Below are 17364 nucleotides of genomic sequence, written 5' to 3' on the forward strand. Positions count from 1 at the left end.
AGAGGTGGGTGGGACGGGTGGGCGGCGTCCCGTGACAGTTACTGCCGCGGCACCCAGACGCGCATGTCGACTTCATCCGAAACCTTGAACGGCACACCCCGCCGGTTGAGGAACAGCCGCTCCATCTCCGCCCGCGTGAAGGGGCGGGAGCCGAGCCGGCCGAACACCGCGATCTGGCCGCCGGTCTCGTCCACCGCGCGGTCGCGATCTAGCCCCTTGGACAGCGCGCGCGCCGCGCTGGGGGTATGGGCCCAGGCGATCAGTTCGGGCATCGGCGCGGGGGAGAAGCCGTAAAAGTTCGGCTGACTGGAGGGGGAGGTCAATTGCACCACCTTCAGCCCGTTCACCCCGTCCGCCACATAGGCGAAGAGCGAGGCATTGGTGCTGCCCACCACTACGTCGGACGCATCGTTCATTACCCCGCCAAACGTCTCCTTGCGGTAGATCTGCGGCATCGATGGCCGCAGTACGTCCACGATCACCAGACCCTCCGGCCCGCCGGCCACATAGGCATATGTGCGCGCCACATAGAGGCGGCGCGCGTCGGTGAGGTGCACCGTGCCCGACGCCACGGCGACCGGATTGCGCAGATCGGTCACGTCGAACAGCTTCAGCCCCTCGCGGTCCGTCACCCAGAGGTAGCGGAACTGCACCGCGCTGGCCCGCGCGTCGTCCAGCGGGCGCACGGCGGTGACTTTCGGGTGGAGCGGATCGTGAAGGTCCACCGCGACGAGGCCGACCTTGGCGGTGATATAGGCCACTTCGCCCGCCAGCGTCACATGCCGTGCCCCGTCCAGCACGTGATCCGGGTTCCACGTCAGCGCGCGGGTCAGGCGGTTGTTGCGGAATTCGCCATCCGCCAGCGTGTCGATATCGACCAGGATCAGGCCTTCCTCGCTGTCGGTCACGACGGCGTAGGAATAGATCGGCTCGAACGCCTGCTCCTGATTGGCATCGCGCAGGCTCATCGGCATGCCGTCCGCCTTGTGCAGCGGCTGGCCCTTGGCATCGGCCAGCATGGTCGCGGCCATCTGGCGATTGCGGGTGGGGGCGATCGGTTGGGTGGTGGCGATCGCCATGCAAGTGGCGTTCTTGCTCTTGACCCCGGTATCCTGACCCAAGGGTGAGAACGGCGCGGAAATCACCGCATCCGACACGCCCTTGTTCGCCACCGAGGCGACGTCATAGACCTTGAAGCCGCCGCGCCCTTCGGCAACGAACATGTATTCGCCGCGCAATTGCAGACAGCCGACCTGATCGCGCGTGCCCTGCGTGACATTGCGGAACTGTTCCAGCGGACGCGTCTCACCCGAAAGCTTGGCATCGAACGTGCTGCCGCGCGTCCAGTTCTTCAGCTCACGCCCGTTCTGTTCGACATGCAGGCGCCAGTAATCGGGATAGGCATAGCGCTGGAGGTAGGAGCCGATCACCGCCTGCGGTTCATCCCATTCGGTAACGCGCACGGCCTCGAACCCGGCTTCGAGCCCGACCCATGAATTGAGCCCGACGAAGTTCACGAAATTGGTGCCCAGCAGCAGCGTCTGCGCCAGGATCGCGTTGTTGTCGTCCTTTTCGGACAAGTGGCAGTCCGAACAGGTCTTCGTCTCGGAAAGGCGGACCGTATGCGGGAAATGCGGCGCGAAGGCCTGGCTGGAAAAGCCCGCCGCGCTGATCGGCGGCTGCTGGATGTAGATCCGTTCCCGATTGGCATTGGTGGAGGACAGCACCAGCGCGGATGTGGAGCGCACAGGGGCCACTTCCGCGCCCTTGGTAGTCATGTGCTTGCCAAGCTGGAACATGTCGTCCCGCGCGACTTGCGGGTTGTAGGTGGCGAAGTTGCGCGTCTCCTCCCCCTCGAAGTGGTGGGAGGATGTTTTCCAGTTCGCTTCGATCGGCAGGTGGCAGCCGCCGCAACTGGTGGTCCACGAAAGATGGCAGGTGAAGCAGGCCATCTCCTCCGTCTTGTGCGCGCGGTCGGCCATGGGCACGCCGGGGCCGAAGCGGAACGAACCGTCATCCGCGCCCGAACGGCTCATCAGCTTGGCGCGCGCGGCCTTGGCGTTGAATTCGGGAGAGGCGGGGTCGACCGCGTTGACCACCAGCTTCACGTCCCACGAAAGATTGGGATCGACCACCGATCGCTGCGTCAGATGCCGTCTGCCGCCCGCATCGGTGCGCCATTCGAAACGGCGCTTGCCATCGGGATTGCGCAGCAGCGACAGATCGGTGCCCTTGGGTGGGGCGGCCGGGCCGGAGGTGAGCAGGGTGGGCAGCGCGTCCGCCGTGCCGTGGCAGTCCTTGCAGCCGATCTCCACCGCGTTGGCGACTTCGCCCTGGATCAGCCCGTTGCCGTGGGCATCCTGCGCGAAGTGGCAATCGGCGCACTGCATGCCCTTTTCGGCGTGGATGTCCATCATGTGGACGGCCTTGCCGGGATTGACGCCGGGCTTCACGAACTTGCCTTCCCCGGCGCGGCGCCACTTTTCCGGATCGTCGGGAGAGATGATGTGCGCCTTGTCGGTGCCCCAGGTGGCCATGTTGCCCCCGGCATCGAGCAGGTTGCCCGCGCGGTCCCGCTTGAAGATTGCGCGGAAGGCCCAGCCGTGGCCGTGGTAATCGGCGAACTGGGTGTCCTTCAGTTCGGGATTGAGATCGTAGAGGTTGCGCAGGAAGTCGATATCGCCCCACTTGCCGCGCGGGGCGGCGCCTTCGGGATTGCGATCGTTCACCGCGCGCACCTCGGCGGCGGTGGGATACTTCTGTTTTTCCGGCCACATCTTCGGCGCATCCGCCTCGTAATCCCACATCGTGTAGCCGAGGTAGGAATTCAGGAAGATGTTGGGCTGGTGCATGTGGCAGTTCATGCACTGCGCGGTGGGAATGGCGCGGGTGAACACATGCTGGAGCGGGTGGCCGCGTTCGCGCTTGTCCGCGCCCTGTCCACTTTCGGCGTCATGCCCGTCCTTGAGAGCGCCATGCGCGCCCCGCTGGGTGAGGGCGGCGATGGTGGGATCGCGGGTGATGCTCTGCCCGTCACGACCCAGGCTGGCATAGATCAGCGAGTGGCGTGGTTCGCGGTCGTTGGCATAGATCACGTGGCAGGCTGTGCAGCCGGAGGAGCGATAGTCGCCCGGCTGGTCGTTCGTGCCCATGAACCAGGTATAGGGATCGTTGAGGCGCGTCTTGTGGATGTTCAGCACCGGAATGGCCACGCGCAGGCCGGTGCCGGGGCCGCGGTTGGACTGCTTCAGGTCCGGCCGGCCCGGCTCCTCCAGCCGCTGGATCGATCCGGACAGGTTCGGCAGGCCTACTTCCGCAAAGCCCGACCCATTGGTGCGTCCACCTTGTTCGAACACGCGGAACACGTCGGCAGGGGGCATGACGTTCCATGTCGGCAGCGGATAGAGTGCCGCCAGCGCGCCGCGTGCCTCCTGCGCGGGCGTTACCGTGCCGGGCGGGGTTCCGGGGGAGAGCAGCTTCGCAGGCTCTCCCTTGGCGGTGTAGGCCTCCCCGAAGATGTAGTTCTTGAAGGGCGCGATGCCGTTGTTGTACGCCGCGCCGCCCCAGAGCATGGCGCCGGTCGCCATCAGCGATCGTTCCGCCGCCTCGATCGCGGGCATGTGGCAATTGCCGCAGGAATCGCGCGCCACGCGATAGTCGCCGGGATTGACGAAGCGGATGTATTCGGGCGCTTCCTTGTTCAGCAGGGTATAGCTGCGTTCCGGATTGGCGGAACTCGGCCAGTTCCAGCCGTGCGGATAGCGCGGCAGCACATGCGCCTTATTCCGCGCGGCCACATAGTCGGGATGGTCGAAGCCCAGTTCCGGGCGGCCGCGCACGGCGGGATTGCCGCCGTGGCAATCCACGCAGCCCAATTGCACGGCCGGACTGGCATGCATCGAGGGTGCATCGGAATCGGTATGGCAGGTGAGGCAACCTGCGGATTTCGACAGCACATCCGCCGCGCTCTGCCGCGCCGGGGCGGCCGGCGCGCGGACCAGTGAATAATCGCGCGTGACGGGTCGTTCCTCGCTGCTCGCCATGAGCCGCGCCGCCGGAATGGCAAAGGCGGTCAGCAGCGCCAGAAGGAAGACGAGGCGGCTCAAGCGCATCAGTAACTCACGATCACATTGGCGAGCACCGAGTAATAGCTGCGGTTGCCCTGATTGTTGTCGAACAGGTCGCGGAAGCCCTTGCCTGCCACCAGCGTCGCGGCGCTGAGCCGCATGACGATGTTCTGCGTCGCTTTCGGCCGCCAGACCGCCGCCATCGACAGGTCCCAGCCGATATCGCCCGGGATCGAGCCTTCGTTGCGCAGCGTTTGCAGCACGGTGGTATTCTCGAACCACAAGTGGTTAGCATTGCCCGACAGGCGCAGCTCAGGCGTCAGGTCGAAGTCCGCGCCCGCGCCCGCCAGCATGGTGCCGGGGTTGTTGAAGTTGGACTGGCCCTGTTCCTTCGACGAGCGCAGCGAATTGAGAATGCCGTTGCGCCCGTTGATGGAGATCACCCGGCCGCCGCCGGCGAAAGGCACCGACTGGCGAATCCAGTAACTGGTGTCCGCACCGGCGAAGACCGGGTTTTCGAACACGGCATCGAAACCGGATTCCGTATTGTCGTAAGGATCGTGATCGCCGCTGGCCCAGAGGCCGGACAGGCGGAAGCGCATCCAGTCATGGTCGTAGCTCAGTTCACCGGCGGCGAAGAAGGCGCGGATGTTCGCCGGGCGTCCGGTGAAAATGCTGTCCCGATCCTGCCCCAGCGCGGCATAGGCCGATGCGGTGAGGTTCAGGCGGCCGACATGCCCATCGGCATTGTAGCCAAGGTAATAGACGTCATAATCGCGCCCGCGCAGATTGCCGATCAGCGCCGGGCGGACGGGGAAGCCGTTATCGTCGATCTCGATCCGGCCCGCCTCGCGATTGCGGTTGTAGGCCACTGTAATCTGGCTGGTCAGCGCCGGGATCAAGAAGTCCTGCCGATAGACGTTGGCAATGAACAGCAGATCGTCGCGCGGACGCTGGACCACCGAATTGAGGCCGGAATTGGTGTCCTTCTCCAGCCGCCAGAACGCGGCGAGGTTGTACTGGAAGCGGTTGCCGTCGCGGTTGCCGAACAGGCGAATGCCAAGCTGCTGGTCGTTGAACAGGAAGCCCCGGAAATCGGCCTGAAACGGTTGGATGCCGACGCGGATGGAATCGAAATCGTACCGGTCGGACACGTTGCGCAGGTGATAGTCCACGAACAGTTCCTGCACGCCCAGGAACTGGTCCGCGCGGTGCGAGGGCTTGCTGGGCTCCACATGCAGCACGCGCTTTTCGGGCACGTTCACGTAGTTGTAGTTGAATGCGAGGGCGACGCGGTACTCGATCTCCGGCGGCTTGAAGGCGGTGTTGCCCTTGGTCAGCCCGGCGCCGAGGATGAAGGTCTGCGAGAAGACGAGGCTGGCATCCTTGCCGAACACATCCAGACTGCCCGGCCGTTCGGTGGTCTGCACGCCCACGGGAATGGGGAAAGTGCGCGGTTCGAACACCATGTCCGATATCGCGGAGAGCGAGAAGAACCAGTCGTCCCCCGTGATCGGCAGCCATTTCACTTTGGCGCGGTCGATCGGGCGATCGCCCTTCAGGGTGTTCTGGTGATAGGGATCGAACCAGCGTTCCTTCACCACGCCCAGCGTTTCGATCAGGCGCCAGCGGTCCGGTACCGGGATCTGGTCGGTGGGAAAAGCCTCAGGCGGGGGGGCGCGCACGGCGCCGGGATTGTCCTGCGTGACGCGGTCGGGCAGCGGCGCCTGATAGCCGGGGCGGCGGCGGCCGGGAATCACGCCGTTATCGACATCCTCCGGCGCGGCTTCGCTGCCCGGTGCATTCAGCACCGGCGGCTCGCTTGCAGGAGTCGCAGCGGGCGGCGCCGCCTGCGCGACAATCAGGGGGACGAAAAGGGCGCTCAGCACGTCATAAGCCTTGGCAGACGTTCTGGTCGCTGGTGTCGAGGAACGGCGCGAAGGGGCAATTGATATAGCGCAGCCGCACGCCGCTGCCGTTCACGTTCACCACGATCTGGTCCGCCCGGATCGCCGCCGGGGCATTGCCCAGCGTGCCCAGCTTGATCCCGGCATTGTTGGTGCCGAGGAACGAGATCATGTCGTCCTGATCGATGCCGTCGCCCGACACGCCGATGGCGCCCACCAGCACATTGCCGCGATAGATCGGCACCGATCCGGGAAATATCTGGATGCCGTTCTGCAACCGGTTTTGGCCGCTGGCCGCATCGGGCAGGAAGGTGCAGCGCGCCTGCGTATCGGCTGCGCTGGCCCCGGTCACATAGTTCAGGTGCTGGCCAAGGTTGGTCAGCACCAATGCCGATTGCAGCCCGGTGGAGAACGGGTTCCACTGCGCGATCGGGCGCGAGAGCGGGCCGTTGGGATTGCCCACTTCGCCATCGGGGAAATAGGGGCGCGACAGGTTGCCGCCTGAGCGATCGGCAAAGGCGTATGTGCCGGTCAGCGCATTGGCATCGTTCAGGAACGTGCGCACTTTGCCGACGAATCCCTGCACATCGGCGCTGGGATCGGCCAGGAGATCGCTACCCGCGTGGCTGCCAGAGAAGAACGCGGCGGTGCGCGCCTTCTGAAGCGAAACGTCCGCCCCGAAGATCGGCGCATCCGGCGCGCGGACAATGCCCAGCACCGCGCCGTGCGTATCGACCATGGAGATCGTCACTTGCGCGCGGCTGTCCAGCGGTTGACGGATCTGCGCGCGGGCGCGGGTCATGATCGCGAAGGCCTGTTCCAGCACCGTGCGCACTTCGTCGGCAGTGAGCGGTTGGGCCACGTCTCCGCCATCGGTGGCGGCGCGGATCGGGAAGCGATTGGCGCCGCTGCCGTCGGTCAGCACAAAGGCGTCACGGTCGGAAAACTCGGCGCTGGTGGAGGCGCGAATGCCGGAGCTTTCGGAGCCATAGGCGGTGCCTGCGCGCAAAGTGGCGGTCTCGAAGTAGCCGCGCACGGTGACGAGGCTGCCCAGCGCGGGCGCGGTCTGCGCGTATGTAGCGGCGGAAACGTCGAACAGGCCGGTGTAGACCGCGTCCGAATAGCGCAGCTGTGTGCCGTCCACATAGATGCGGTCGGCCTGAATGCTGGCAGGAGCTTCGAAGCCCACTGTGCCCGCCAGCGCGATCTGCTCGTCGATGTCGGTATCGGTGTCCAGCACATTGGTATCGAGCGAATAGGCCCCGTCCGCACTGACGCCCACGCCGCCGACCAGCACGCCGTCGATATAGAGCGGAAAGCCTCCCGGATCGGCCGAAAGCCCCAGCGGAGAACGCTTGGGTCCGATCATCGCGGCATTGCCGGACGCCTGAAAACGCTGCGCGAAATCGGAGCAGGGAAGCTGGCTGAACTGCACGCCGAACAGCGGCCCGCTCTCCAACCCCACAGCGCTTGGCGCGGGCGGGAAGTGCTGCTGTACGATCATGCTGGCGGTGCGCGTGGAGAAGGCATTGCCACCGCTGGACAAGTACGCCCCGGTCACGGCCTTGGCGATGGCGGCGGCTTCGGATGGGACCGAAAGGCCCTGAATGTCGATGTTCTGGCCGTTCGGCGCATCGGGGATTTTCGCCGTGGCCGGGGCGCCGTTCATGCGGAACACGGCCAGCACGTTGCCCACCCGGTCCACCACCGCGATCGTGCCGGGATGGCCCGATTGGCTGGCCTGCGCGGCGGCCTGCGCGACGACTTTGCCCACTTGGGCCGATGTCAGCGCAAGCTGCGCGGGCGCGGTATATTCGCCCAGCACGGTGCCCGAGTTTCCGCTCGAAGAACTGCCGCCGGAGTTGCTGCCGCCCGAATTGCTTCCGGAAGTTCCGCCGGAAGACCCGTCACTCCCCCCGCAAGCGGTGAGCAGGGCGAAGGCGGCCATGGTCAGGATCGATCGCAGGCGCATCAGTGCAACGCCCCGATCGCGCGGGTGGCCTGCCCCAGCGCGGCGCGGAAGGCGGGGGGATCGAACCGCTCGGGCGCGGCGGTGGCGGCATAGGCGCGGTTGATCTCCGCCCGGATACCGGCGGCGGCGCCCACGGTAACGCGGCCGTCGCGCACCAGCGCGTTCAGCAGGGTGTCCACCGCCATCACCGCCTGCGCCGACCCAGTATAGTCGGTGAAGCGTGCGGCCGTGGTCTTGCCCGAAATCGCGGCGATCACCGAAAAGGCGGTGTCGCCCGGATAGCTGCGCGCGGCCAGCGTGTCGGAAAGCGTTGTGGCGGCGGTGCCCAGCGCTTGCGCGGCGACCACGCTTTGCGGGCGGCCCTTGGCCATGGCGGCATGGAACCCGCGCGCGGCGGCATCGAAACGCGCGGCTTCCGCCGGGGCGAGCGTGGCGGCAACGGCCGACAGCATGATCATGTTCTCGTCATTGAAGGGGGGATTGCCGAAGGGGATCGGCCGGCCGGGATTGACCTCGAACTTGCGGGTGGCGGCAGGATCGTCGCTGATCGGGCGGTGGCACGAATGGCAGTCGAAGAAGGTGAATTGCGGGAACAGGCCCTCGCTCGCCAGCGCGGGATCGGCGAAAAGCCGCGTCTGGCGGCGGATCGCCTCCGCCTGGCCGACGGCCCAAAGCTGCACGCTGTCCAGCCGGCCCTTGCGCTTCGCATAGTCGCCGTCGAGGTCGTAATGCGCCTGCAGCGCGGAGAACAAGTCGAGTTCGAAAGAAACGCGCGGGTGCCCGGCGGCCATCATCGCATGGGTGACGAACTGGCCCGGCTTGTCGCTGCCGTAATGGCAATCGAGGCAGACGCGGGCGCGCACTTGCGGCCTGTCCAGCGCGGTCATCCCGGCGGCTAGATTGCCGGCATGGCTGGCGGGCATGGCATAGTGGCTGGAAATCCAGCCGGAAGCCGCGCCGTGGCAGGATTCGCAGCCCACCCCGTCTGAGGCCTGATATCGCTCGCCGCGCATGGCGGCGGGCGCGTTGGTGGCATGGCAGCCGAGGCAGGCCGGGGCCGATGCCGCGCTGCCAAGGCCGAGCGCCGTCGCGATCCGCTGGCCGCGCGCGCCGGAAAGCACCGCCGTGGCGCGCGAGTGGGCACCGGCGGGGCTGGACGGGTCTTGCCACAGCCGCAGTTCATCCTGCCGCACGACTTTGCCGTCGCCTTCGCCGCGCCCGTGGCAGGTCGATCCCGCGCAACTGGCAACGCCAAGGTAGCTTGCCGCCTGTGCCATCGTTGCCGCCGTAAGACAGGTAAGCGCAATGACCAGTAACCGGGGCATCAGGGACTTTCGTTTCTTCGCAATCACTTGCTGCTGTCTCCCGCGGAACCTTGCGCGCCGGAAGGGCAACCGGCCTCCCAGAGGTCTTCGTTGCCGATGCCGGTGACGGGATCGTCGACCAACGGCAGGTTCTCGCCCGGCTGGAATTCGGGCACGTCGACCGTGATGGGCGACACGGTGATCTGCGCGAGCGGCGTGGTGGGCGTGTCATCGGGATCGAGAGCGCCCTGAAGGTCGCCCTTGGTTAGGACAGGGGCCACGATTTCGGGCTGCACGATCGGGCCGCAATTGCTGCCGATCGCGCAGCCGTTGACCGTCGAACCAACGGCATAGGATCCGTTGATGGCGATAGTGCCCACGGTGTCGAGCCCGGTCACGATCTGGCCATTGGCATCGTAGGTAACGCCGTTGATGACGATCCGCGTGGCCCGCGATCCGGTGGCGATGGTGAGGGCTCCCACATTGAACCCGCGCCGATCGGCATAGGCGGTCGAGGCGCCCGTGTTCTGTACATAGATCCCGTCCCGCACCGTGGCGGTGATCGCTCCGGCACTGACGCCGCCGGTTCCGCTGGTGGCAGGGGGCGTGTCCATCGCCGCATTGATCTCGGCGATCCCGCTGGCCTGATCGAGCGCAGTAATGGCGGCGCTGCTGGCGACCACGAAGCGATCGGCATTGACGTTGAGGCGGCCTTGTCGTGCGCCCGCACTGTCCGCCAGCGCAATGCCGCCGGTGTCGGTCACCACTTCGAGACTGCCGGCGTCGATCCCGAGACTGTCGCTGGCCGAGGACGTTTGCACGGCGAGCGGCCCGGTCACGGCGATCCGGCCGGGAGAGGACAGCAGCAGCGATCCACCGGTGCCGATCTGCCCCGATGCACCGAAGCTCAGGGAAAGGGCGTCCACCACCATGTCGCCCGGCTGGCTCGACTGCCCGGCCGCGACGGCAATCGACTGGTCGGCAAAGACCCGTGCGAATTCCGAGGCATCAAGGCTGTAACCGCCGGTCTGAGCGGTCCCACCGAGCCATGTCGTGGTCCCGCCGGACGAGTTGGTGAAGCGGACCGTCTGTGTCGTGCCGCGTCGGCCGACTTGCGCGCCGCGCCCGATGGCGATGTCTGCAGAGGCGACCGAGATCGTTGCCCCCGCAACTTCCCCGCCAAGCGTCACAAGATTGCCTGCAGCAAGATCAATCCCCCCACCAGCGGTAAGGTCGCCATCCGCGGTGAGATCATGCCCGGCGGTAATCCTCATGTCCGCGCCAGCGGACAATGCTGCCGGCATGGTGACATTCGCCCCACCGGAAATGGCGAGTGACCGACCGGCCTGCACCGTATCGCCAAGCGTCACGTCGCCGTTGGTGGCCGTAAGCGAGACGTTCCCGCCGCCATTCAGAATGCCTGCGGACAGGTTCCCCACGGCCTGCATGGTGATATCACCGAACGCCGTGACAGGCGCGGAAGTCGCGATATCGCCCCCGGCCGAGAAGGTGATCAAATTGCCGCTCACGGCGGCAAGCGTGGTTATGTCCACCCCGCTGGAGACGGCGAGCAGACCGCCGGCCTGCACCGTATCGCCAAGCGTTACGTCGCCGTTGGTGGCCGTAAGCGAGACGTTCCCGCCACCATTCAGCATGCTTGCGGACAAGTTCCCCACGGCTTGCATGGTGATATCGCCGAACGCCGTGACAGGCGCGGAAGTCGCGACATCGCCCCCGGCCGAGAAGGTGACCGAATTGCCGCTCGCGGCGGCAAGCGTGGTTATGCCTGCTCCGCTGGAGACGGCGAGCAGACCGCCGGCCTGAACCGTATCGCCAAGCGTCACGTCGCCGTTGGTGGCCGTAAGAGAGATGTTCCCGCCACCATTCAGCATGCCTGCGGACAGGTTCCCCACGGCTTGCACGGTGATATCGCTGAGCGCCGTGACAGGGGCTGAAGTCGCGATATCGCCCCCGGCCGAGAAGGTGATCGAATTGCCGTTCACGGCGGCAAGCGTGGTTATGCCTGCTCCGCTGGAGACAGTGAGCAGACCACCGGCCTGCACGACATCGCCGAGCACCACGCCGCCAGCGCCCGCAATGAGCGAAACATTCCCGCCGCCGCTCAATGCGCCGGCGGAGATGTCGCCGGTCGCAGTCATCGTCAGGTCTCCGGTCGCGGTGACCGGAGCGGAGGCCGTGATGTCGCCTCCGGTCGAGTATGTCACCGAACTCCCATTCACTGCGCCGTTTGAAATGACCTGCAAGCCGCCGGAGAGAGTGACGGCGCCCGTGGCATCGACCGTGTTAACGACGAGCCCACCGCCTGCCGCCAACGAGAGCGCGCCGCCCGTCGCATCCGCGTCTGCAAATGTCAGCATGCCGGCAGAGCTGATGTCGACCGAGCGGCCGGAAACGGTCACCACCCCGCTCAAAAGCATGTCGGCGATCGAAATCGCGCCCGCCGTCGATTGCAGAAGGACATCTCCGCCCGCTGTGATCTGGGAAAGGGCGATGCCGCCCGGCGCAGTGATCGAGACGTTACCGATGCTCTGAAGCGCGCCGGTTCCCGTGACCGCACCCTGGGTCGAGGATACCACGAGCGACCCGGTGCTTTGAAGATTTCCGACAACGCCTGTCATGGCAAAGTCGATATTGCCGGTCGCAGTAAGGGCGGTCTGGCCGTAGACCGTGATCGGTTGCTCCGCTGCTGCACCGCTGAGCCCGAGCCCATCGGCGCGGGCAGCGTCTCCTTCCGCGCGGGCCGCCAGGTTCCCGCCGATCGTCAGGTAGCCCCCCGAAGCCGCATTCGCGCTGCCCAGTTGGACAAGGCCCGCCACTGTCGGCGGCGGGGGAAGCAGCGCGCTGCCGCCCGGGAGTGCCGAAGCATCGAGCGAGACGTTGCCGCCGATCCGCGCGTCGCCCGCTCGCGAAAGCAGCGCGGCGGTACCGCCGGTGGCGGTGCCGAGCGCAGCGTTGTCGGCGCTGCTGTAACCGGCGGTCGCGCCGGCGCCGACCGTGAGGTCTCCGCTGATGACGAGCGTGCCGCCCGCTCCCGACTGGTCGATCACGGCGCTGCCGCCCCGGGCGTCTCCGCCCAGACCTGCGGCGCCATTGCCGTTTCCGCCCGTGCCGATAGCCAGCACAGCCACCGGGCCGACCAGCCCCATCGTGCCGCCACCGCTGTTGGCGGTCATCGCGGAACCGCCCGTGCCGGAGCCGCCGGTCGCATCGTTCGAGAGACCGCCGCTGCCGTTGGCGCTGACGAGGGCCTGACCCTCGGCAAAGACCGCGCCGCCGGAGGTCTGCAACCGCGCTGTGCCGCCGATGGCGTTGCCCGCCGTGGCGGTGGTATCGGGGGCGGTGTCGCCAGCCAGCGCATTGGCCGAAACCGTCAGCATGTTGGCGTAGACATTGAGCGCGCCGCCCGCGACGTCGATGGCGGCAAGGCCGCCCGCCGCATTGCCGGTGCCGAAGCCGCCGCCGTTGTCGCCGCTAGTCCCCTCCGACATCACGGTGAGCGCGCCGTTCAACGACATCGTGCCGCCGGTGATCGTGAGCGACGCGGTGCCGCCGGTGCCGCTGCCGCTGGTGGCGTTTCCGGCGGGCCCGCCGTTGCCACTGGCATTGACGGTGCCGGTGCTGTCCACCGCGATCGTGCCGCCCGCGAGGCCGATCTGCGCGGTGCCGCCGATGGCGCTGGCGCCTGCGCCCGTGTCGACCGTGCCGTAAACCCCGTCGATATAGCCCTGGAAATTACCCGAAGCGCTGGCATCGACCGAGAGCACGCCTGCGTAGCCGTAGCTGGAATTGGCGCGCACTTGCAGGGTGCCGCCGTTCGCCACGCTCAGCCGCGCGGTTCCGCCGGTCATCGTTCCGGCATCCTGCAAGGCGCCGACGCCTGAGACATTGGCAAGGACGGACACGTCACTGGAATCGAAGTTGGAGCCGTCGATCGAGAGCACTGCCTCGCCGCCGGTCAGCGAAGGGCTGCTCAAGGGAACGGAACCGAGGCCTTCCAGGTTCATCGTCGCCAGGGCGCTGACCGTGGCAGAGCCTTCCATCGTGAGCGAGGAGCCGCTGCTCAGCGCGACGCCGGCGTGGCCCGCCGAAGCAAAGGCGCCGGGCTGCCCGTTCGTCGCGCCGCTGGCATCGGCCGTTACATAGAGTTCGCCGGTCAGCGTGACGGTCGCGCCGTTCAGCGTCAGATTGGCGCCACCGGTCAGGTTGCCGGTGGCGTTGCCGCCGATGCCGGAGCCGCTATCGACCCCGCCCGCAGCGGCGTTTGTGTTAAGAGTGATGCCGTCCCAGTCGTAAGTGCCGCCGGTTAGGGAGATGCCCGCAGTGCCGCCAAAACCATTGCCGGACTGGGCGGTGGAATCGCCGCCATGGCCGTCTGCGCCCAGCGAGACATAGCCGAAATCGAGCACGCCGCCGCTGCTGACAAGCTCGGCCCGTCCGCCGTACCCATTCCCGCCGATGCCGCCTCCGCCATTACCGCCTCTGGCGGTGGCATCGATGCGGACATCGCCGTTGTAAAAGTTGCTCGCATTCCAGGCGGTGTTTGCGCCTGTCGAAATGGTGACGGAACCGCCGTATGCGTCTCCGCCCGCGACAGCCCCCCTGCCGCCTTCGCCTGAGGCGTAAACTTGCAGGTAGCCGCTGGTCAGGCTGCCATTGCCGGTCAGTGAAAGCTGGATCGTGCCGCCTCTGGCAAGGCCGCCCGCGCTGCCGGAGTAATCGCTATCCGCGCCAAAGGCACCGGCGGTGAGGGCCAGGGATTGCATGTTCATCGGGCCGCCGCTGGCGATGGTGATCGTGCCGGCCGTTGCGCTGCCGCCGTCGATCGCATTCAGCCCGCCAACGGCACTGACGTTGAAATCTCCATAAAGAGCAGAGAGGCTGCCACCGCTATTCGTCAGCGATATGGTGCCGCCGACGGCATCGCCGCTGGCCGAAAGGGAATTGTCGAAGTCGCCCCGGGCCGAGAGCTCAAGAGCGCCGCCAATCGAGAATGTGCTGCCGGTGCCGACGTTGATCGCAATGGTGCCGCCGCGCTCGGCATAGCCGGCATAGGCCGAGAATGCGCTGGAAGTCGTCGGGTTGTTGTCGATGATCGAGGCACCGCCCAGCGCGTCGAGCTGGATCGTATCGATGGCGTTCAACTGTACGGAATTGTCGAACACCGTCTGGATCGTGGGGGCCACGTGGATGCTGCCGGTGACATTCGCCGTCGTCGCCGAGGTGAAATGGGCATCGCCGATCGTGATATTGCCCGGCTGGGTGAACGGATCGGCGGCATCCACGCCGTCCACGCCATGCCCGGCGGTGAGGATCACGGCATTGCCGTCGTCGGTGGCCGAGGCCGCTACATCATAGCCGATGCTGCCCGAAAGAAGCATCGTCAGCCCGTCGTTCTTGCTGACCGCCACCATGCGGATCACGCGCGGATCGGCGGCCCCGGCCGAACTGCTGCCGCCGGTCGATCCGGTATGGACGATGCCATTGGGATCGTCGGTGCCGGAGGAGACGGCGATATCGAACATTCCCGCGTTCATCGTGATATCGGCGGCATTGGCGGCGACATAGGCGATGGGCCCGTCCGCGCGCACGGTGCCGCCCTGCTCGATGCGGGGGGAGACGATGGCGATGTAGGATCCGTTGTTCGGCGCCTGCGGGTTGAGGCTGGCAGTGATCTGCGCGCCGCCGGCGATGCTGACCAGCGAGGCCCCGTTCGACGGTGCGGTGAAGCGGATCTCCCCGTTCGGGCCGTAAAGCCCGCCCGTCGTGTCGATGGGATCGGTGGTGAGCACCAGCCCGCCGACCGAGAACTGCGCAGTGGCGCCGACGATGATGCCGTTGGGCGAATAGAACCACACGTTGCCGCCGGTGCCGCCCAGCAGGTCGCTCTGCACGGTGCCGTTGAACTGGACGGCCGAATTGGTCGGCGCGCCCAGCGTGTCCTGCGTGACGATGCGGTTGAGCACGGTGTAGTCCGTGCCCGAAAAACCGCTGCCGGTGGTGAAGCTGGCGGTGGTGCCGGCGGGCTGGAAGTTGACCGGCCCGCCGCCGGAATCGGGCGCCACCCAGTCGATCACCGTCTGGTTCGAGCTGACTTGCACTTGCGTGGTGCCGGTGCCGGTGCTAATCGTGGCGTTGCCGGTGGTGACGGTTCCGGTGCCCTGAAACGACTGTGCCATCGCCGCGCGCGGGAGCAGGGCGGCGAGCACCAGCGCGGGAATGCTGGCACCGGCAAGCGCCATTGAAATGCGGTTCTGGATCATGACGCATCCCACGGCAGCAGCCGTGCCCTGATGGTGAAGAGCACGCGCACGTCGCCGCGCTCGGCCTGAAGGCCAGTGCGGTTCAGCGGAACGGCGAGCGAGAGATTGCCGTCGAAACGGTCGTTCCAGCGGCCGCGCAGGCCGCCGCCGGCGGTCCAAGCCTCGTCCGGATTTTCGAGCGCGCCGGGCCGGTGGCGCCATGCCCAGCCGGCATCGACGAAGGCATAGGGCTGGACCACAAGGCCGCCGCTGCGCCGTCCTGAAAGCCGTCCGTAGCGCACCTCGAACGCGGCGCCGAGGCCGCTGTCGCCCGCGACCGTCCCGGGATCGAGCCCGCGCCCGATCGTGTAGTTGCCCAGGCTGAACTGCTCGTAGGACAGCAGCGTGTCCGGCGAATATTGCGCGCGGGGGGAGAGGGCGAGGGTGATGCCCGGCACCGGCCGGAACTCGGCATTGACTTGCGCGCGCATCACGAAGGCGCTGGGATCGGCAAGCTGGTTGCTGATCGGCACATGCGGCGCGAGGCACTGGGTGATCGGCGAGCAATCGTCGCTGGCGCCAAGCCCGCTCAGCCCCTGCCGCAGTTCGGCCAGACCGCCCAGCCGCCAGCGGGGTTCGCCCAGCGAAAAGCGTCCGCGCCCGATCAGGCTGTCATGGTCGATGGTGTCGAAGGCGAGGCGGCCGTAGAGCACTCGCAGACGGTCGCGCGTGAACGGCGCGCCTGCGTAATCGAGGTCCTGATCGACCACTTCCAGCCCGGCTCCGGCCCGCACGGACAGCGCGCGGCGGCGTACCAGCGGATATGTGAGCCCTATGTCGCCCACCACCGTCTCGGTCTTGAAGCGCAGCGGGCCCGAGGGCTTCGAAACGCCCCACAGGATATTGCCGCCCAGCCGCAACCCGCTGGTGCCGATGGCGAATTCGTGGCCCCCCTGAAGCACGGTCTGCTCATCGAAATCGAGCGTGTTGAACAGGCTGAAGCTGGTGCGGTCGGCCAGCCCGGTCAGCCCGTTGAGCGCAGCCTGCACGAAGACGCCGGTGGGCCCGGTGCTGCTGGAGCCGAGGTTCTGGATGCCGATGCCCAGTTCGAACGGACGGCGGTGGACCAGCAGGTCTCCGACCACGTCGCCCGGCTTGCCCTTGGCGGGGCGCAAGGTCAGGCGCACTTCGTAGCCCGGCATGTCGCCCAGCAGCAGCAGCTGGCGCTCGGCCTGATGGGTATTGAACCAAGGTTCATGCGTCAGCCGGTTCAGATAGGCGGCGATCTGCTTCTCGGCCGTGCCCGGCCTGCCGCGCACCTGCACTTCGACAAGGTGGGCGACCATCACGTCGAAATGGACGGTGCCGTCCTTCTCGATCCGCTGCGGCGGGATCTGCACGGCGGCAAGGTAGCCGAGCGCGCGCAGCGCCGTCGCCGCGCGGTCCCGCACTTCGCAGAGCGCGGAAACCGGCAGGTCCTTGCCCGCCATGTCCCGCCAGGTATCGTCGAGGATCGCCGGATCGACGGCCTTCAATCCGCCGAACTCGACCCGCGAGAACCGCACGCGGGTTGCGGCAAAACCGGGCGCGGCAAGGGGGCAGGGGCCACGCTCGATATCGTCGTCGATGGTCAGGCGGGGGCGAGCGGGCGTGGCCGGCGGGGTTTCCTGCCCGGCCCTCAGTTCCTCGCGCGTCTGCGGAGTGGGCAGCGGAAGCGGAGCCGCCACCTGGGCGAGCGCCATCCCCGGCGCCAGCAGCGCGGAGAGCGCCCCGCCGATGCCGGAAACTCGCAGCCATTCCCGATGCGAGGCATTCGGTTTCATTTCACATTCCCCCTCGCCGGACTTCCCCGGT

At 67.0% G+C, this 17364-nt stretch carries 6 protein-coding genes; all 6 read right to left on the minus strand.

What is annotated here, in order from left to right:
• Positions 1 to 38: 38 nt before the first annotated feature.
• From AC1VVM_RS08435 to AC1VVM_RS08460, 6 genes are read right to left on the minus strand one after another with little or no spacing between them, the layout of a single operon-like run.
• A complete protein-coding gene (locus AC1VVM_RS08435; protein WP_482956308.1) occupies positions 39 to 4112 on the minus strand; it encodes an LVIVD repeat-containing protein in 4074 nt (1357 codons plus the stop codon).
• A complete protein-coding gene (locus tag AC1VVM_RS08440) occupies positions 4112 to 5956 on the minus strand; it encodes a hypothetical protein (RefSeq protein WP_482903534.1) in 1845 nt (614 codons plus the stop codon). Before AC1VVM_RS08440 ends, AC1VVM_RS08435 begins: the two co-directional genes overlap by 1 nt.
• Position 5957: 1 nt before the next feature.
• Positions 5958 to 7946 carry a heme-binding protein gene (locus tag AC1VVM_RS08445; protein WP_482956309.1) on the minus strand — a complete coding sequence of 663 codons (1989 nt, stop codon included), beginning with the start codon at positions 7944 to 7946 and terminating at the stop codon, positions 5958 to 5960.
• Entirely contained in the window at positions 7946 to 9271 is a 1326-nt protein-coding gene (locus tag AC1VVM_RS08450; RefSeq protein WP_482903536.1) for a multiheme c-type cytochrome, read from the minus strand. Before AC1VVM_RS08450 ends, AC1VVM_RS08445 begins: the two co-directional genes overlap by 1 nt.
• A 23-nt stretch (positions 9272 to 9294) precedes the next feature.
• Positions 9295 to 15531 carry a hypothetical protein gene (locus AC1VVM_RS08455; RefSeq protein WP_482956310.1) on the minus strand — a complete coding sequence of 2079 codons (6237 nt, stop codon included), beginning with the start codon at positions 15529 to 15531 and terminating at the stop codon, positions 9295 to 9297.
• The gene (locus AC1VVM_RS08460; RefSeq protein WP_482956311.1) at positions 15528 to 17333 is read right to left on the minus strand and encodes a ShlB/FhaC/HecB family hemolysin secretion/activation protein; all 1806 of its coding nucleotides are present in this window, start codon (positions 17331 to 17333) and stop codon (positions 15528 to 15530) included. The genes AC1VVM_RS08455 and AC1VVM_RS08460 overlap by 4 nt, the downstream gene beginning before the upstream one ends.
• Positions 17334 to 17364 lie beyond the last annotated feature (31 nt).

Source organism: Novosphingobium sp. BL-S-33 (genome assembly GCF_056857025.1).